Source organism: Helicobacter macacae MIT 99-5501 (assembly GCF_000507845.1).
GTDB classification, from domain to species: domain Bacteria; phylum Campylobacterota; class Campylobacteria; order Campylobacterales; family Helicobacteraceae; genus Helicobacter_B; species Helicobacter_B macacae.
The window spans coordinates 490,022-509,977 of record NZ_KI669455.1 but is presented as its reverse complement, the minus strand read 5'-3'; the positions used below and the strand labels follow the sequence as shown (position 1 = coordinate 509,977).

The window sequence follows — 19,956 nt, the reverse complement described above, 5'->3', positions numbered from 1 at the left end:
TATGGGCTTAAAATTTACTTCCCCCCCCCCCTAAATGCTTTTCTAAACTAGATTGAACTATGTCAAAATCTTGCAACTTATATAGCCACAGCTCCTCTCTATTGTTTGCGTTTTTTGATTCTGTATTTTTCGCGCGATTGTGTAGCAAAAATACAAAATTCCCTAGCCTAAAGAGCACAGAAGATGAGTCAAAATTTTGCAAGTTTGTAGATAATGTATTGCAACTATTTTTACCAGCTTTTTCACGCTCACAAAGCGATGCTTTCATAGAATTATCTGCTCCATACCTGCGAGACACCCCAAAAGATTTGTCAAAATCAAGCGGGACAAAACTTGGCTGAAGCTGATTTCTAGGCAAATCTTTATAAAAAGGCTTTTGCGTGGAAAGCACTTCATAATCACTATTTATCTCTAATAAAAGCGGATATTTTTGGGCAAACTCATTATAAATAGGTAGCACAAAGCCACCATTATCCAAAATCATAGCGGGATTTCGCGCGAGATGAGAGAGATTTAGAATCGGGGATAAATGCAGCTCTCGCACGAAATTTAACGAATAAAGTTCCTTATCAAACACAGCCCAATAGATTTTGGAAGTAGCCCAGCCACCCATACTCACACCCACTACAAACAAATGCACCCAACCCTTACTATCAATGAAACTCACAGGATTGCCAAGTTTTTTGATAAATTTGCCCGCCATTTTGGATAAATCCTGCGGACACAAAATCGCTCTAGGCTCGCTCCAGCCTTTATTTTTTGCCAAATCTTTTTGTGGATTTTTTTGTGAATTTTCGCTCAAATGCTTTGTGTGGGATTTATCGCTAGATTTTGCATAAGGCTTTGGTGGCGAAAAAAAACTCTGATAAATACAAACATCGCTAGCCCCCTCCCTGCTTCCTGCAAAATAAAGTAGCATATTTGTTAGCGTAGCATTATCTTTGTCGGCTAGCTGCAAACTCTCAATATTTACTATCGCGCTTGCGTGAGCGGATTTTGCGCTGTTTGGGACATCAAAAAATATAAGCTCTTTTAGTGGCTTGTCTATGTGAAGCTGTGCTTCTCTATCAAGCACGAAGTTTGAGGGATTTTGCTTTTTGCTAGCAAAATATTGCAAAAAATCACAAAAAAGAACAACTCCAAACACCCCCCAAAGCGTAAAAAATACCAAATGCTTCTTATGATTTTTCTTCTTGTGATTTTTGATTGTGTGCTTCAACTTTTTTCCTAATTTGTGGATTTTGTGCTTACAAAAAATTTTAGAGCAATTATAGCAAGGTTTTGGATTCTTTCATTGTGCGGCTACTCTGTCATAATTGCGCTTTACAAAATCTTGCGACAAAGCCACGATATAGCCCGCTTAAATCTTTGTAAAATTCTGCGTTATAACCACTGCTTGCAAGTAGTGGGGCTAAAATCTCACGCTGGTCATATCCCATCTCGCAGGCTAAAAATTTTATCTCTCGCTTTGCACACAGTGTGATTATGGATTCTAGCACTTCGCTTCCTTTTTTGCCACCAAATAGAGCGCATTTAGGCTCATAAGCTACATTTGGAGGCAATGTATAATCATCTGCGATATAAGGTGGATTTGAAAACACTAAATCAAAATCCAAACTAGAATCCAAAGTATTTTTTACGCTAGATTTTAGACTAGAATCTAATCTTTTTTTGCTTGGCTTTAGGCTAATCATTGTGCTAGATTCTAGCACAAAATCACTGCCAAAATCGCTAGGTGCTACCTCATCTAAAAGCGAGGTTTGCACTAGCTTTATGCGAGAGTTTAGCCCAAAATGTGTTATGTTTTTTTGCGCTACTTGCAGGGCTTTTTGGCTTATATCTGTGGCAGTGATAAGCACTTTTTTGCACATTTTTGCCACACTCACGCTTAGCGCACCACTTCCTATGCCGATTTCTGCGATATTTTTTAGATTTTCGCTACTAATGATTTCACACACTTTTTGGATAAGGATTTCACTCTCTGGACGCGGAATAAGCACACGCTCATCGACATAAAATTCATCACTAAAAAAGCTAACTCTTTGTGTCAAATATTGTATCGGTTCATTTTGCACTCGCCGATGAAGCAAGCTAAAAAACGCTTCTTTTTCTTGTGTGTCTAGCTCACACTCGCTATGACCGTGCAAAAACTCACGCTTCTTTCGCAACACAAACATAAGCAAAATCTCCGCTTCAAGTCGCGCTCTAGTTATGTGAGGATTTGCCAAAAGCTGCTGCGTAGCAATCTTAAGCGCGTCTTGTATATTCATACACTCATTTTGTGTGATTTAAGATTTTGCTTCATCATCTTGCAATGATGAGCTAATCAGCTTATCAAGTGCGCAAAGTCGCTCCAAAAGTGGCGGGTGTGTGTAGTGAAAAAATGTGTAAAGCGGGTGAGAGTATGGAAATGATTTGTTTTCATTGACAAGTCGTATCAAGGCTTCTTTTAGGCAATGCGGACTTGTAAGGGACGCGCCATAAAAGTCGGATTTATACTCTGCTTTTCGGCTAAAATACGCACTCACAGGCATAACCCAAAATGCAATCACAGGTGCTATAAGCAGGAGCATAACTATCGTAGTGGCACTATTATTTAGCACATTTAGCGATTCAAACAGACAAGCGGGCAAATGCCCAGCGATAAAAAATAGCCCAAAAAGTATCCCACCAGATATGAAAAGATTAAAAATAATATCTTTGTGCTTGAAATGTCCTAGCTCGTGCCCAAGTATGGCTAGAAGTCCATCAGAGCTTACTTTGTCCAAAAGCGTGTCAAACAGCACCACGCGCTTAGAAGTCCCAAGCCCACCAAAGTAAGCATTTAGCCTATCATCTCGCCTGCTAGCATCCATAACAAATATTCCATTTGCCTTAAAACCAGCTTTTTGCATAAGCTGCTCTATTTTGCCTTGCAAATGCTCATCATTTAGGGGAGTAAAAGTATTAAACATTGGTGCGATAAGTGTGGGATAGAGCATATTTACAAGCACCACTAGGCAAAATATAATCCCAAATCCAGCAAGCCACCAATACTCATACTCCATAACCCATAGCAAAATCCACAGCACCAAAAAACCAAACACAACAATAAGTGCAAAAGTTTTGATAACATCGGTGCTAAAAATCGCTTTATTGGCGTTTGAAAAGCCGTATTTTTTATCTAGTATAAGTTCTTTGTAAGCTTTGAAAGGCAGGTTTAGCACCCAAGAAATCAGCAAAAATCCAAGCACAAAAACGATGAATCCAAGTCCTGATTCTTCTATCAATATTTCTTGCCATAGCTTTAGTCCCACGCATACCCACAGAGCAAAAACAATCGTATCATAAAGAGTGTTGAAAATAGATAGTTTGAGATTGTCTATGGCGTATTTTGCAGAGATAGCATAATCTTTTGGAGGTAGAATCACAGCAGGAGATTTTGCGTGTGCTTTTATGTGTCGTATCTGTGCTATGTCGATTATCATACTTGGCAGTGTCAAAAGCACGATATATGCAAGGCAAAACAAAAGCATTTAGATTCCTTTATTTACTCTAAAATCAGGTGTTTAGTAATGTTGCTAAAAATTTTAAGTTGGTATTGTAAAGCAGAAATATAAATCTAAAAATAATGAGTTTGTAAGGATTTGGCATAGTTTGCAAGGATTTTATAAGCTGCTTTTGTATAAGATTACGCCAAATGTTTGGCAAAAGGGCGGTGTCAATGAAAAAAACAAAATATATCTTTGTAACAGGTGGTGTGCTTAGCTCTCTTGGCAAGGGGATTTCCTCCTCCTCCATTGCGACACTGCTAAAGCAGAGTGGCTATCAAGTCGAAGTGCTAAAAATCGACCCTTATATCAATATCGACCCAGGGACTATGAGCCCACTAGAGCACGGAGAAGTGTTTGTAACCGCAGATGGTGGCGAGACGGATTTAGACATTGGGCATTATGAGCGGTTTTTGAATACAAGCCTAAAAAAACAAAACAACTTCACCACAGGGCAAGTTTATCTATCTGTCATAGAAAACGAGCGACAAGGTAAATATCTTGGCAAAACAATCCAAATCGTCCCCCACATAGTCGATGAAATCAAAGCTAGAATCAAAGCCGTAGGGGAAGGAAATGATTTTCTCGTAGTAGAGCTAGGAGGCACGGTAGGCGATATGGAGGGAATGCCATTTTTGGAAGCGATACGACAAATACGACACGAGCTAGAATCAAACCAAGTGCTAAATATCCACGTAACGCTTATCCCGCTACTTCGCGCTGCAGGCGAGCTAAAAACAAAGCCTAGTCAGCACTCTGTCCAAGAACTCCGCAGAATCGGCATATCTCCACAAATCATCATAGCTCGCACCGAAAAACCACTTAGCAGAGAGCTAAAACGCAAACTTGCTTTGAGCTGTGATGTGGCAAATGATAGCGTCATAGAAGCACTTGATTCTGCAAGTATCTATCAATGCCCGCTGAACTACTTAAAAGAGGGGATTTTAGTGCCGATTGCACGAGCATTTGGGCTAAAGCAAATCAAGCCAGATATGTTTGAGTGGGATAGCCTAGTCAAAAAAATCCTATCCCCAAAAGATGAAGTCAAAATCGCTTTTGTCGGCAAATATTTGGATTTGAAAGAATCCTATAAATCACTCACAGAAGCCCTCATACACGCGGGGGCAAATATCGATGTGCGAGTAAATATCAAGTGGATAGATAGCCAAAATCTAGATTCTAGCAATGTGCTTGAAGATGTCGATGGAGTGCTTATCCCGGGTGGGTTTGGCTCGCGTGGGATAGAGGGCAAAATCCGTGCGATAACTTATGCGCGAACGCAAAAAGTGCCTTTTCTTGGAATCTGTCTAGGAATGCAGCTTGCCATTATTGAGTTTGCTCGCAATGTGCTAGGGATAAAAGAAGCAGATTCTAGCGAGTTTGATTCACGATGCAAAGAGCCTTTTATTTACTTGATAGAGGACTTTATCGACCAGCAAGGAGTAAGCCAAATCCGCACACACACTTCACCTATGGGCGGAACGATGAGACTTGGCGAGTATGAATGCAATCTCGCACAAGGAAGCACGATAGCCAAAGCCTACAATGGTGCAAAATCCATAAAAGAGCGACATCGCCACCGCTATGAAGCAAACCCCAAATACAAAAAAATGCTAGAATCTAGCGGGCTACTAATCAGTGGCGAGTCCTCAAGCGGACTTATCGAAGTGGTAGAATTGCAAGAGCATCCCTTTTTTGTGGGCGTGCAATTCCACCCAGAATTTACTTCTCATCTCCAAGCACCAAATCCTATTATTTTGGAATTTGTCAAAAAAGCAATGGAATCCAAAAGATAGATTTCACTACTATGATTTGGGCTATATAAGTGAAATATCTTTTTTTGGTGCTGTGTTTTGGCTTTAGCTCGCACCTGCTTGCAAAGCCAAGTGATAAAATCACAGCACTTACCCCAAAGGCAAAGCGTGTTTTTGACACTTCACAAATCGGGCAAATCTATGCAAATGGTGCTATTTATACTATACGGTTAAGCAAAATCAAAGCGCAAAAGACAGTCCCAAAAAGCTATAAGATTTTTTATATATTAGATGGTAATGGACATCTACCAATCGCGCTTAACGCACTCTCTAAAGCAGGATTTTTGTATGAGGGGTTGGAATCTGTGCTGATTGTCAGCATAGGCTATGGAGGCAAGTATGAGAGCGTGGCTTTTCCTGCTTTGAGGAAGCGCGACTACACACCAAAATATAAATTGGATTGTGATGATAGTGGTGATTTTGGGGGTAGTAGTTTTGTAGGCACTGATTTTAGCGATGATGATTCTTTGGGTGGTGGAGCGGAGCAATTTTTGCAAACTTTGCAAAATGATATTATCCCCTTTACGCGCTCATTTGTGCAAGAGAGATTGGGAGTGGAGATTGAGCACAAATCTGGCATTTTTGGGCATAGTTTTGGTGGGCTTTTTGTGCTGTATGCGCTTAGCAACTCTAGTGGAAACTTTAGTCATTTCTATGCAGTATCGCCTTCACTTTGGTGGGGAGGTGGCGAATTTATCGGCAAAGCCATTGATTTTGCCAATATTAAGGGTAATTGTGCTACTTTGTGGATTATGCAAGATAAAATAAGTCAAGTAAGTGAGGCAAGTAAAGAAAGTGAGGCAAAAATCCGCACAGCAAAAATAAACTCCAAAGAATTAGTTCGCCTCATAGAATCACAAAGCAATATAACGACCATATATAAAGCGTTTTATGGACATACACACGGCTCTGTGGTTGTCCCAGCATTTTTGCACGCCATAAGTGATTTTGCAAAAAGTGGATTTTAGGGGATTGTGATTATGCAAAATATGTAGCAGGTAATCTAAACTTGTCATAACAAGTAAAATGCGTAGAAAAATTGCGCTTTTGTATTGTATTTAAACGAATGAGTGCAAAAAAATTTATAAAAAACATAAATAATCTATATGATTTTTTTAGAGAATTTTTGACTAAAATCTATACACAAGGCTTAGATATTGCTGAAAATTTGGCATCACACTTTGTATAAACTGCAAGCCTCCACCATTACCATTCGCACCTAAGATAGAAAAATGCAAGCTAATTTTAGAGCCGATTTCTATGGAGAAATGCTCCTTTATGTCAAAAATCACTCCAAGCCTTGTGCCAATCCCTATAAAAAATATATGAATGAAATCTTGCGCTTCTCCAGCAGGAATGGGGGTAGTTTGCCAACCTCCTTGAACACCTCCAATCATACAATCACTACCCCATAAAGCACTGTTAGGCACACATTGTCGGCTTAAACTATATTTCTCATATCTTTCACTTATTGCCATATAAGAAAAGCTATTATAAAATCCTAGCACTCCTCTAGCAGATGAACTGCCAAGTCTAGGTATCCAATCAATCCCTACATTATGAGCAATATTGTGTATGTCTACTATTACTTCTGTATCATATCCACCATAGTAGTAGCCATAGTAGTCATATCTATATGCTATATAGCCAATATCGCTACTGCGTCCATACCCATAGCCTAGTGAAAAATATGTCCTCCAAGCATTTGCTCCACTACCAAAAAGATAGCCTGCTTCAAGTGTCGCTCCGTATTCTGCACCAAAACGAAATAAATAACTTGTCGCATTTGAGCGTGCATTGCTATAAAGAAACATTACATCAACGGTTGGCACAAGCGCGATAAACCAGCCGTTTCTGTCATTTGGATTTGTGTAGATTGAGGGTTGTGCGTATTGAGTGTGTCTTAGTCGTCTTGATTCTTGTGGAGTGTTTGTAGCACCTGATAGTGCTGTGGATTCGTATTTGTAGAATTCTCTTTGCTGTCTTTTTGCTTCTCTTAGCTCTCTTTTTTGTGCTTGTTTTGCTTGGCGATTCTCTTGGGCTTGCCTCTCTTTTCTTTCTTTTTCCTCTTTGGCTTTGGCTTGCTTTTGTGCTTTTATCTCTTTGTTTTGTGCTTCTCTTTGGATTTTGGCTTCTAGACTTTGTCGCTGTTTTTCTAGCTTTTGCAATCTCTCGTCCAAATAGCTATCAGCTATGCCAAAAGATACACTAAATAAAAATATGCTTAAAAAATAGATTTTGCACTTTTTTAAGTGTCTATTACTCCCCCCCCCCCCCGCACAATTTAGATTTTGTGATAAGTATCTGCAAAGCATAAATATCCTTTATCTGGTTTTGTGTTGATTTTTTGTGTTAGTTTTTTTTGTGTGAATTTTCTGCGTGATTTTATATATATTTGATTTTGGATACAAAAATAGCTTAGCAAAATACCAAAATCTAGATTCCACCCCCTCCACCAATTCAATTCAACTCAATCAAACCTAAATCAAATTCAGTCCAAACCCCATTGGACTACTTTACCCCGCCTTTGATTCGTTTCACTTCCACGCTTATGCGTTTCATTTTGAATTTTAGCCTTTTTGATTCTAGTAGTTTTGACACTCTGCTAGTATTTTTAGACTAGCCTTTGCGTTTTTCGATGATTTCTTTTGCGGTGTTGTTTGGCACTTCACCATAGTGGTCAAACTCCATACTATAAGTCCCGCGTCCCTGTGTAGCCGAGCGTAAATCTGTGGAGTAGCCAAACATTTCAGCTAATGGCACAAAAGCATTTACGATTTTTAAGCCCATTCTGTCGTCCATTGAGTTGATTTGCCCTCTTCTGCGGTTTAGGTCGCCTATGACATCGCCCATATATTCCTCTGGGACTTCCACTTCGACTTTCATCAGTGGCTCTAGCAAGACTGCGTTTGCCTTGCGACAAGCGTCTTTAAACGCCATAGAACCTGCGATTTTAAACGCCATTTCACTAGAATCCACTTCGTGATAGCTTCCGTCATAAAGCGTTACTTTGCAATCCACCACAGGATAGCCCGCTAACACGCCGCTTTGCATTGCTTCTTGTATGCCTTTATCCACAGCTGGGATATATTCTTTGGGGATTACGCCACCACTGATTTCATTGACAAACTCATATCCTGTGCCTGCCTCTTTTGGCTCTAGCTTGATATGGACATGTCCATATTGTCCGCGCCCGCCCGATTGCTTGGCGTATTTGCACTCTTGGGTAACTTCCGTGCGAATCGTCTCTCTATACGCCACTTGTGGTTGCCCCACTTCAGCTTCTACTCTAAATTCTCGCTTTAGTCTATCTACGATGATTTCTAGGTGTAACTCGCCCATACCACCGATGAGGGTTTGCCCTGTTTCTTCTTGTGTACTGACACGGAAGCTTGGGTCTTCTTCAGCTAGCTTGCCTAGTGCGACTGCCATTTTTTCTTGGTCGGCCTTTGTTTTTGGCTCTACGGCGATATGAATCACAGGCTCTGGGAATTCCATTCGCTCCAAAATCACAGGTCGCTTCTCATCGCATAGTGTATCGCCTGTAAGCGTGTCTTTTAGCCCGACAAAAGCACAGATTTCACCTGCATAGACTTCTTTTATGTCTTCACGCTTGTTGGAGTGCATTTTTAGCAATCGCCCCACGCGCTCTTTTTTACCCTTAGTAGAATTTAGCACATAGCTACCTGATTCTAGTTTGCCTCGATATACGCGCACAAAAGTGAGCTGCCCTACAAACGGGTCAGTCATAATCTTAAAAGCAAGTCCTGCAAACTCGCCATCATCGCTAGATTCTACAAAAATCTCAGCATCATCGTTTTGTGGGTCTATGCCTTTTATATTGGTTACCTCTGTGGGTGCGGGGAGAAAATCCACTACCGCATCAAGCAAAGTCTGCACACCTTTGTTTTTGAAACTAGAGCCACAAAGCATAGGTATAAGGCTCATAGAGTGGCAACCTAGCTTGATTCCTAGCTTTATCTCATCTATGCTTAGCTCCTCGCCACCTAGATATTTTTCCATAAGTGCTTCATCTTGCTCGGCAGCAGCTTCGATGAGTTTTTCTCGATAGGAGTTTGCTTTTTCTTGTAAATCGGCTGGAATCTCCTCAATGTCGTATTTTGCCCCCATTGTTTCATCATTCCACACGATTGCTTTCATAGCGATTAAATCTACTACGCCCCTAAAGTTTTCCTCCGCACCGATTGGAATATTGATAGGCACAGGATTTGCCTTTAGACGCTCTTTGATTTGGGATTCTACGCTATAAAAATTCGCGCCGATTCTATCCATTTTGTTTACAAATACAAGTCGCGGGACGCCGTATTTATTTGCCTGTCGCCACACGGTTTCACTTTGTGGCTGCACGCCACCCACCGAGCAAAACACAGCCACTGCCCCATCAAGCACGCGCATAGAACGTTCAACTTCGATAGTGAAATCTACGTGTCCGGGAGTGTCGATAAGATTTACTTGGTAGTCTTTCCAAAAGCAAGTAGTCGCCGCAGAAGTGATAGTAATCCCTCGCTCTTTTTCTTGCTCCATCCAGTCCATTGTAGCGGCACCGTCGTGGACTTCGCCGATTTTATGGCTAACACCTGTATAAAATAAAATTCTCTCGCTTGTAGTTGTTTTCCCTGCATCAATGTGGGCTGCAATACCGATATTGCGGATTTTGTTTAGTGGGGTTTTTCTCGCCATTTGTTATTCCTTTTTTGTGGCTTGTAAGCCTTGTGGCTACCAGCGATAGTGGGCAAATGCTTTGTTTGCTTCCGCCATTTTATGCACATCTTCTTTTTTCTTAAATGCTGCGCCTTTATCGCTTGCTGCGTCCATTAGCTCATTTGCTAGCCTATCTACCATTGTGCGTTCGTTTCTTTTGCGAGTGGCTTCCAAAATCCAACGAATGCAAAGCGACTGCTGTCGCACAGGTCGCACTTCTACGGGGACTTGATAAGTCGCGCCACCTACGCGTCTAGAGCGCACCTCTACAAGTGGTTTTACCCTTTCTAGGGCTTTTTCAAAGATTTCGATACCTTTTTCGCCACTTTTTTCCTCTATCTTTGCAAACGCGGCGTAGATGATTTTCTCTGCTACACTTTTTTTGCCATCATACATCATTTTATTGACAAACTTAGTAACGACTTTGTTGTCATAAATTGGGTCGCCTAGAATCTCTCTACTAGGTGCTTTTCTTCGTCTCATCTAAATTCTCCTTACAAAAGTGATTTAAAGTGATTTTATGTCTTTGGAGTGATTGTGCTTGGTCGGCATAAGCTATTTTTTATCAGCCCCGCCTGCTTTTGCTTTTTTCGCACCATATTTTGAGCGAGATACGCTTCGTTTTGCTACACCTGCGGTATCAAGCGCACCACGCACGATATGATATTTCACACCGGGCAAGTCCTTTACCCGTCCGCCACGCACTAGCACGATAGAGTGCTCTTGGAGATTGTGTCCTTCGCCGGGGATATAGCTAATGACTTCAAATTTACTTGTCAAGCGCACTTTTGCGACTTTACGCAAAGCGGAGTTTGGCTTTTTGGGCGTGGTCGTATATACACGCGTGCATACTCCTCTGCGCTGTGGGCACTCTACCAATGCTGGCGACTTTGTCTTTTTGATTACTTTTTTTCGCTCTTTGCGAATTAGTTGGTTAATGGTTGGCAATGTTTGTCCTTTCGTTTAAATTTGCTACCAAGATTAAACCCAAGATTTTACAACATTTAATCTTTGTTTTCTCTTAGTTTTTTCCAGCTTATTCCAAAATCCGCAAGTTGATTTTAACTTTCTTGGGTTTTTTTGGAATCTTGCTCCTTAGCTTTAAGGATAAATCTCTTATCCTTGTATAGTCCTGTTCCCACAGGTATCATTCTACCTAGCACGACATTTTCTTTCAAATCCTCCAAGAAGTCGGTTTTTGCTGCGATACTAGCCTCTGTAAGCACTTTTGTCGTTTCTTGGAAAGAAGCAGCAGAGATGATAGAATCACTGCTAATAGCCGCACGCGTGATACCAAGCAAGACTAGCTCTGCGATAGCGGGCTCTCCGCCTAGTGCGATGATTCGCTCATTTTCCTCTTTGAAATGTCGCTTGCTTACCAAGTCATTTTCGATAAAGCGCGTATCACCAGAATCTATCACGCGCACTTGCCTTAGCATTTGGGATACAATCACTTCAATATGCTTATCAGCGATATTTACGCCCTGCCCTCGATAAACTTGTTGCACTTCATTTACGATAAATCGCAATAGCTCTTTTTCTCCACCTATACGCAAAATATCGTGGCTTGAGGTAACTCCCTCTGTGAGTGCCTCCCCTGCGTGGACAAATTCATTTGCATAAGCCAAAATCCGCTTATTTTTGTCGATGAGATACTCACTCACTCTGCCGTCTTGAGCTGTGATGATTACTCGCTCTTTGTTTCTCACAGGCTTGCCTATGGTGATAGTGCCATCGATTTCAGCTAGCACAGCTGCATCTTTTGGTCGTCTAGCTTCAAATAGCTCAGACACGCGAGGCAAACCACCTGTAATGTCGCGCGATTTTACTGTGGCTTTTGGTGTCTTTGCTAGCACATCAGCACGAGCGACTTTGCCACCCTCTACTACCTCTGCTGAAATAGAAGTGTTTGGCTCTAGCACATAGCGTTTGACTTCTTTGTCGTTTGAGATGATGATAGAGGGCTTAAACCCAGCAGGGATATAGTCATTGATTTTTAGCTTTTTCTTGCCATCTGTTTTGTCCTCTTGCTCGGTAACCGTTACGCTTGGGACAATGTCTTCAAAGCTTACTTCCCCGTCAATATCGCTAATCACAAGGGTGTTATAAGAGTCCCAAGTGGCGATTAGGTTATCGACTTTTTGGGTAGGCTCTGCGATTAGAGAATCAGGCTCTACTAGACTATTATCGCTTAGCACGATTTTGGAATCTCGTGCGATATAGTGCCTTGTAGCTTCTCTGTCATTTTCATCGGCAATAACGGCAAAGATACCTTTCTCTTTGATGACATCGCCTGCTTTTATCTCGTGTCTGCGCTCCAAATGGTCGCCCTCTAAGAAATAATATTTTACGATACCTTTTTCTTTGGATAGTATCCGCTGTGAAATGGGTGCGTTGTCTTTAGCGATGATTTCACTTGCATAAGGGATACGATTTGGAACATTCCAGCCGTCTTTTACGATGTCTATGATAGAGCCACCTTTGGCGACTTTGTAGCCACTGCTATGTGCGATATAGAGCTTGCCCTCAAGTCGCCCACTGACACCTGCAAGCTCATTTTGCTTGGCTACATCGCGTTTGCGCACCGTGTATCGCGCTTCTTGCTTGCCGTTTTTGACGGTTAGGACGATTTCATCGTGCGTTGACTCAATATTTAGTGTGCCATCAAATGGGGCTTTGACTTTTGGCTCTACCACTAGCACAGCAGCATTTCTGCGATTTACTACGATATTTTTGCCCTCTTTGTTTTTGTAGGTTTTGAGATTGTAATACCGAATAAAGCCCTCCTTTTCTGCGCGGATTTCTTTTTCCTCTTGAGTTCGGCTAGCTGTCCCACCTACGTGGAATGTGCGTAGAGTTAGCTGTGTGCCCGGCTCGCCGATTGATTGCGCAGCGATGACGCCCACAGCTTCGCCCGGTCGCACCATTTTGCCCTCACCTAGATTTAGTCCATAGCACTTAGCGCATACACCTTTAGGAGCTTTGCAGGTAACAGAATTTCGTATCGTTACAGATTTTACATTTGCTTCAATAATTCTGCGAGCTGCTCGCTCATCAATAAGTGTTTCAGCACTAAATAGCACTTCATTTGTGATAGGGTCTATCACATCAGCGGCAAGCACTCGTCCAAATACTCGCTCTTCTAGCGATTCTAGCAATTCAGAACCATCAATAATATCGCCAATCTCTATACCCTCGTGTGTGCCACAATCTTCCATTGAGATTTTGACATTTTGGCTGACATCAATTAGCTTGCGCGTTAGGTAACCTGCGTTTGCTGTCTTTAGCGCGGTATCAGCTAGCCCTTTTCTTGCGCCGTGTGTGGAGTTAAAATACTCAAGCACATTTAAGCCTTCTTTGAAGTTTGAAACAATAGGTGTCTCAATAATCGTGCCATCAGGCTTTGCCATAAGTCCGCGCATAGCAGATAGCTGCCGAATCTGTGCTGTGCTACCACGCGCACCAGAATCTGCCATCATATAGATAGAGTTGAATCCGTCTTTGTCTTTGGCAATGATTGTATTCATTTTTTCGCCAAGCTCTTTGCTCGCTTCTGTCCAAATGTCAATCGTCTTGTTGTATCGCTCTGCTTCTGTTAGGATTCCGTGCTCAAACTCGTCTTGAAGTTTTCGCACTTTTTGTCTCGCTACGGATATGATAGATTCTTTATTGTCAGGGATAATAATATCTGCAGCAGAGATAGAAATACCCGCCTTTGTCGCATAGGTAAATCCTAGATTTTTGAGATTGTCTAGGAAAGTCGCTGTCGTGCCGATGCCTGCTTCTTTATAGACATAGTCGATAAGGACACTAATGTCTTTTTTCTTTAGCACACGATTCCATAGATTTGTAGGGACAAAGTCTGGCAAAATCGAGCGCAAAATCATTCTACCTGTGGTGGTAGTAACAGGTTGTCGCTCAATAACGGTTTGGATTTTGGCATTTATATCTAGCTCGCCTGCATCAATAGCCACCATAATCTGGTCAATATCGCTAAATAGCTTATGCTCGCCTTTGACACCCTTTTTTTCTAGGCTTAGATAATATAGTCCCAAAACCATATCTTGGCTAGGCACAGCCACAGCCTTTCCGCTTGCGGGAAGTAAGATATTCATAGAGCTTAGCATTAGCACTTTGCATTCTGTGATAGCTTCTTGGCTAAGTGGAACGTGCACAGCCATTTGGTCGCCATCAAAGTCTGCGTTAAACGCAGAACAAACAAGAGGGTGAAGCTGGATTGCCTTTCCGTCAATAAGCTTGGGGTGGAATGCTTGGATAGATTGCTTATGCAGTGTAGGAGCACGGTTTAGTAACACAGGGTAGCCCTCTACGATTTCTTGGAGGCATTCCCACACTTCATTTACTTTTTGTTCTATCATTTTCTTTGCTTGCTTTAGTGTGCTAGCATAGCCTTTTTCCTCAAGTCTAGCTAGCAAATGTGGCTTAAACAGCTCTAAAGCCATATTTTTTGGTAGTCCGCATTGGTCCATTCGCAGATTTGGTCCCACGACAATGACGCTTCGTCCGCTGAAATCTACGCGCTTACCAAGTAGATTTTGGCGGAATCGTCCTTGTTTGCCCTTGATGATTTCGCTTAGGGATTTTAGTGGGCGTTTGTTTGCTCCTTTTACTGCATTGGCGTTTCTGCCATTATCAAATAGCGCGTCAACTGCTTCTTGGAGCATTCGCTTTTCATTGCGAACGATGATTTCAGGTGCATCTAGCTCAAGTAGTCGTTTTAATCTCTGATTGCGGTTAATCACGCGGCGATAGAGGTCATTCACATCGCTTACGGCAAATTTCCCGCCATCTAGCGCGACTAATGGACGCAAATCAGGTGGCAACACAGGAAGCACGGTTAGCATCATCCATTCTGGACGATTGCCTGAATTCATAAAGCTTTCTACCACTTTTAATCGCTTGATGATGATTTTCTTTTTGGCTTCGGAGTTTGTGGATTTGATTTCATCACGCAAGGATTTTAGCAAAGCTGCCAAATCAAGCTGTTCAAGTAGCTCTTTTACTGCTTCTCCACCCATTTGTGCGACAAACCCTTTATCCGCAAAACGCTGACTAATGTTTTGGAATTGCTCCTCATTTAGCACATCATATTTTAAAACAGGCTTTGTAGATTCATTGTCATAAAACGCTTCGCTTGGCTCTTTTACGATATATGCTTCATAGTAAAGCACGCGCTCCAAGTCTTTCATCTTTACACCCAAAAGCGTGCCGATACGACTAGGCAAAGAGCTTACATACCAAATATGCGCCACAGGCGTTACAAGCTCAATGTGCCCCATTCTAGAGCGGCGAACTTTTGAGCTAGTTACCTCTACACCACACTTTTCGCACACCATTCCTTTGTAGCGAGGTTTTTTGTATTTGCCACATAGACATTCATAATCCCTCACAGGTCCAAAAATCTTGGTGCAAAATAGCCCATCTCGCTCTGGCTTGAGCGTGCGATAGTTTATGGTCTCTGGTTTTTTGACTTCGCCACGACTCCAAGAGCGGATTTTCTCTGGGCTAGCAAGCACAAGCTGAAATGAGCTAAAATCTTTTGGTCGATTGTCCTCTTTGATTTCTAGTGGCTTTAGCTCGCCGTTTTCATCGGTATTGCGCTCATCATAGACATTAACATCAAGAGCTAGAGATTGCAATTCTTTGGTAAGGACATAGAATGTCTCTGGGATTTCAGACTCTCCCACAGGCTCGCTTCTAGTGATAGAGCGATAGGCATTTTCGCGCCCATTTATGTCATCGGATTTTAGGGTAAGCATTTCTTTTAGCGTATGTGCTGCGCCATAGGCTTCTAGTGCCCACACTTCCATTTCCCCAAATCTTTGTCCACCAAAGAGAGCTTTACCTCCAACAGGCTGCTGGGTAACAAGGCTATAAGGTCCTGTGCTTCGTGCGTGCACTTTTTCATCGACAAGGTGGTGGAGCTTTAGCATATACATATAACCAACATTGACTTTTTCGCGGATTTTCTCTCCTGTTTTGCCATCATATAGCTCAACTTTGCCATCCATATCGATTTTGGCTAGCTCAAAGAGTGTGTCAAGTTTTTTCATCGTAGAATCCTCAAACACAGGAGTGGCAAACTTCACTCCCCTAGCCCAATCTTTGGCGCATTCCAGCAAGGTGCTATCATCACATTTTTTGATAAAATCAATGATTTTTTTATCTTTTTCGTTGCTAGATTCTGCGATTTTTAGCATTTTTGCTCTTAGCTCGTCTTTGAAATTGTTTTTTTGATTTTCCAAAATCTCCTCAAGCTGCTTGCCCAATCGCTTGCCGACAAGTCCCAAATGAGTTTCCAAAATCTGCCCGATATTCATACGACTTGGCACGCCTAGTGGATTTAGCACAATATCCACAGGCTCGCCATCAGCAGTATAAGGCATATCTACCATTGGCACTATCGTGCTTACAATGCCTTTGTTTCCGTGTCGTCCCGCCATTTTGTCGCCAACTTTTAGCTTGCGCTTAGTAGCTATGTAGATTTTAACTTGTTTTACGACACCGCTTGGCAAAATGTCATCTTTTTCTAGGATAGATAGCTTTTCTTCGTGCTCCTCGCCAAGTGTCTTTTTTTGCTCTAAGAAACTTGATTTGATTTTGTCATACTTGGTTTGCACAGCTTTTGGATAGCTTTTGATAAGCGTGGCTAGGGCAAAACGATTGATATTTGCTATCTCGTTTTTGGAGATTTTTTGCCCTTTTTTGTATTTTTTGCCATTGACTTCAGTATCTGCGCTTAGCTCTTCTTTGCTTAGCATAAGCCCTACGCGCAAAAGCTCCTCTTTATTTAGCATAGTAAGCCTATCGTGATGCTCAATATCAAGTGCGGATTTTTCTTGTTCATAAGCACTCTTAGCTCGCGCATCACGCTCATAGCCCTTTTTGGTAAATATTTTTACATCGACAATCGTGCCCTCTAGGGAAGGTGGACAATAAAGTGATTTATTTACCACGTGTCCAGCCTTTTCGCCAAATATCGCACGAAGTAGTCTCTCTTCGGGACTTGGCTTGACTTCGCCTTTTGGAGATACTTTGCCAACTAGAATCATACCTGCGGTTACATAAGTGCCGATTCGCACGATTCCGCTTTCATCAAGGTGGGCTACTTCTTCTTCGCGCACGCCCGGTATATCTGCTGTAATCTCCTCTGTGCCGTGCTTTAACTCTCTTGCTTCGATTTCTTTTTCATAGATATGGTTAGAAGTGAAAGCATCCTCTTTGATAAGTCGCTCGCTTACTACGATAGCATCCTCGAAGTTGTATCCATTCCAAGGCATAAATGCTACGCGGATATTTTTGCCTAAGGCTAGCTCGCCTCTATCCATACTCGCGCCATCAGCGATGATTTGCCCTGCTTCTACTCTATCGCCTTTTTTGACTATCGGGCGTTGGACAAAGCAAGTATTTTGATTGGTGCGCAAGTTTTTTTGCAATGAATAATCATCAATATATACACTATCTCCCTCCTCACCCAAAATGTAAATATTGCGAGAATCCACTCGCTCAACAACACCACCTCGCTTTGCTTTCACAGCTTCCCAAGAATCTCGTGCGATGACTTGCTCAATACCTGTGCCGACAATGGGGGCATCGGGCTTAAGCAGTGGGACAGCTTGTCGCTGCATATTTGAGCCCATAAGTGCGCGGTTTGCGTCATCGTGCTCTAGGAATGGAATCAATGAAGCCGCCACACCCACAAGCATTCGTGGGCTTAAATCGATTAGCTCTACCTCTTCGGATTTGCGCAAAGTGATTTCGCCACCACAACGAGTCTCAATAAGAGAATCTACTATATTGTTGTCTGCATCAAGTTTAGTGCTTGCAGGGGCGATGACTTTGCCGTCTTCTTGTGTCGCTGTGAGATAGACTACTTCATCAGTAACTTTGCCATTTATGACTTTGCGATATGGTGCTTCGATGAAGCCCAAATCATTCACGCGAGTGAAAGTTGAGAGAGTGTTGATAAGCCCGATATTTTGCCCTTCTGGGGTTTCAATAGGGCAGATTCTACCATAATGCGTAGGATGCACATCGCGCGCTTCAAAGCCGACGCGCTCTTTTACTAGCCCACCCTCGCCAAGTGCTGATAATCTGCGTTTGTGCGTGATTTCGCTAAGTGGGTTTGTTTGGTCCATAAATTGAGATAGCTGCCCGCCTGTGAAAAACTCCATAATCGTGCTTGTAATGGTTTTTGCAGTTATCAAGTCTTGAGGCATTATACTATCAAAATTCCCACTCATCGTGGTTAGCTTATCTTTTATTGCTTTTTGCATTTTGACAAGCCCAGAGTGCATCTCATTTGCTAGTAGCTCGCCTATGGCGCGGATTCTGCGATTGCCTAGATTGTCTCTATCATCAATCCTAAACTTGCCTTGCCTGCCCTCTTCTTGGCAATTTTTGACACCCATAAGATAGCGAGCGGATTCTATGATGTCCTCGTGCGTAAGTACTGTTACATAGTTTGGCACATTTAGTCCTAGCTTATGATTCATTTTCATTCGCCCTACGCGTGTCAAATCATACGCCTCCGCATCAAAAAACAATCGCTTCACAAACTGCTTTGCTACTTCTTTGGTAACAGGCTCACCCGGTCGCATAACCTTGTAGATTCTAATAGCGGCTAGCTCATTCTCATCACTGATTTTCTCACTTTGTTTAAGTAGCTTTAGAGAATCTGTCTCTGCGATAAATGCGTTTATAATAGAGCTATCTACGCCATTTGCAAGGTCATTTACGATGACAAAATCTTTTAGTTTTAGCTCGGTTATTTTTTTGAGCTTTGCTTCATCGATTTGGGTCAGCGTATCAAGGATAACTTCGCCTGTTTTTTTGTCTATGATAGGCTCAAAAAGATAGCGATTTAGCAAAGTTTTGGTAGGGTATTGTATATAATCAAGCCCTTTTTCTTGTAACTCTTTTGCCTTTTTGGCACTTAGTCGCTTGCCTGAGGGCACTATGACTTCGCCATTTATGTCTTTTATATCAAATTCTACCCTACCCTCAAAATCCGCAGGATTAAACTTAATAAGAAATGTATCTTTTTGGATTTTGATATTTAGGCTTGGGTAAAAGATTTTCAAAATATCCATTTTGCTATACCCAAGTGCACGCAAAAAGATAGTCGCAGGGACTTTGCGCCGCTTGTTTATGCGGACAAACATTGTGTCTTTGGCATCGTATTCAAAATAAAGCCAAGAGCCTCTATCAGGGATAATCTGCCCCATATATATGGGCTTATTTACGGTTGAAGTAGAATCATCTTGCTTAAAAATCACACCGGGGCTTCTGTGTAGCTGATTTACTACTACGCGCTCTACGCCGTTTATGATAAAGCTAGTGCGGTCTGTCATCAGCGGAATCTCACGCACAAAAATGCTTTGCTCTTTTCTGTCCTTTGGCGCGAGTTTATCGCCTTTTTCGTCTTTTTCCCATTGGATAAGTTCGACTTTGAGTTTTAGTGGGATAGCATAGGTAATACCTCGCTCCATAGCCTCTCTAATGGTATATTTAGGCTTGCCATACTCGCAACTTTTGTATTCAAGCGTGATACGATTTTGGACATCTTGGATGGGGAAAATGGATTTAAACACTTTCTCTATGCCACTTTCTTTGCCATCGCGAGGATACAAAAACGAATCATAGCTATCACGCTGCAAAAGCAAAAGATTTGGCACTTCTAAGCCTTGCTGTTTAGCAAAATCAATACGAAGTCTATTTTTGGCTTGTGTTTTTGACATTTGATAATCCTTAAAGAAGTATTGAGCTACACCCTAAGAGATTGTAGCACTTGATATGCAAAATATATTTTTGTCGTAGAATTTATACATTTTGCGTATCATAAAAATGAGATTTTAGAATTTATGTTT

At 41.9% G+C, this 19,956-nt stretch carries 10 protein-coding genes; 2 read left to right on the top strand and 8 right to left on the bottom strand.

Annotation, left to right across the window (positions count from 1 at the left end; genetic code table 11):
* Positions 1-7: 7 nt before the first annotated feature.
* The 3 genes from HMPREF2086_RS09730 to HMPREF2086_RS09720 all read right to left on the bottom strand — a co-directional run bounded on the left by HMPREF2086_RS09730 (position 8) and on the right by HMPREF2086_RS09720 (position 3,515).
* Positions 8-1,219 (bottom strand): exo-alpha-sialidase, encoded by a 1,212-nt coding sequence (locus HMPREF2086_RS09730; RefSeq protein ID WP_023928661.1) that lies wholly within the window; start codon positions 1,217-1,219, stop codon positions 8-10.
* A 91-nt stretch (positions 1,220-1,310) separates the two neighbouring features.
* Positions 1,311-2,270 (bottom strand): N5-glutamine methyltransferase family protein, encoded by a 960-nt coding sequence (locus HMPREF2086_RS09725; RefSeq protein WP_023928660.1) that lies wholly within the window; start codon positions 2,268-2,270, stop codon positions 1,311-1,313.
* An 18-nt stretch (positions 2,271-2,288) separates the two neighbouring features.
* A complete protein-coding gene (locus tag HMPREF2086_RS09720; RefSeq protein WP_023928658.1) occupies positions 2,289-3,515 on the bottom strand; it encodes a M48 family metallopeptidase in 1,227 nt (408 codons plus the stop codon).
* Positions 3,516-3,703: 188 nt separating this feature from the next.
* Between HMPREF2086_RS09720 and HMPREF2086_RS09715 the strand changes: the two genes are divergently transcribed.
* Together HMPREF2086_RS09715 and HMPREF2086_RS09710 are read left to right on the top strand one after the other, a co-directional pair.
* A complete protein-coding gene (locus tag HMPREF2086_RS09715; RefSeq protein ID WP_023928657.1) occupies positions 3,704-5,326 on the top strand; it encodes a CTP synthase in 1,623 nt (540 codons plus the stop codon).
* A 29-nt stretch (positions 5,327-5,355) separates the two neighbouring features.
* Positions 5,356-6,312: an alpha/beta hydrolase gene (locus HMPREF2086_RS09710; RefSeq protein WP_023928655.1), complete on the top strand. Its 957-nt coding sequence runs from the start codon at positions 5,356-5,358 to the stop codon at positions 6,310-6,312.
* A 162-nt stretch (positions 6,313-6,474) separates the two neighbouring features.
* Here HMPREF2086_RS09710 and HMPREF2086_RS09705 read toward each other — a convergent pair whose 3' ends face one another.
* The 5 genes from HMPREF2086_RS09705 to HMPREF2086_RS09680 form a co-directional block, all read right to left on the bottom strand.
* Positions 6,475-7,659, bottom strand: a complete 1,185-nt coding sequence (locus HMPREF2086_RS09705) for a cell envelope integrity TolA family protein (protein ID WP_023928653.1) — start codon at positions 7,657-7,659, stop codon at positions 6,475-6,477.
* Between the two features lie 304 nt (positions 7,660-7,963).
* On the bottom strand, positions 7,964-10,045 hold the full coding sequence (gene fusA, locus HMPREF2086_RS09695; protein ID WP_023928652.1) for an elongation factor G: 2,082 nt from the start codon (positions 10,043-10,045) through the stop codon (positions 7,964-7,966).
* Positions 10,046-10,081: 36 nt separating this feature from the next.
* Positions 10,082-10,549, bottom strand: coding sequence for a 30S ribosomal protein S7 (gene rpsG, locus HMPREF2086_RS09690; protein ID WP_023928651.1), 468 nt, complete (start codon positions 10,547-10,549; stop codon positions 10,082-10,084).
* A 72-nt stretch (positions 10,550-10,621) separates the two neighbouring features.
* Complete coding sequence (gene rpsL / locus HMPREF2086_RS09685; protein WP_023928650.1) at positions 10,622-11,014, bottom strand: 30S ribosomal protein S12; 393 nt, start codon at positions 11,012-11,014, stop codon at positions 10,622-10,624.
* Between the two features lie 113 nt (positions 11,015-11,127).
* Positions 11,128-19,827, bottom strand: a complete 8,700-nt coding sequence (locus tag HMPREF2086_RS09680) for a DNA-directed RNA polymerase subunit beta/beta' (RefSeq protein ID WP_023928649.1) — start codon at positions 19,825-19,827, stop codon at positions 11,128-11,130.
* Between the last annotated feature and the right edge of the window lie 129 nt (positions 19,828-19,956).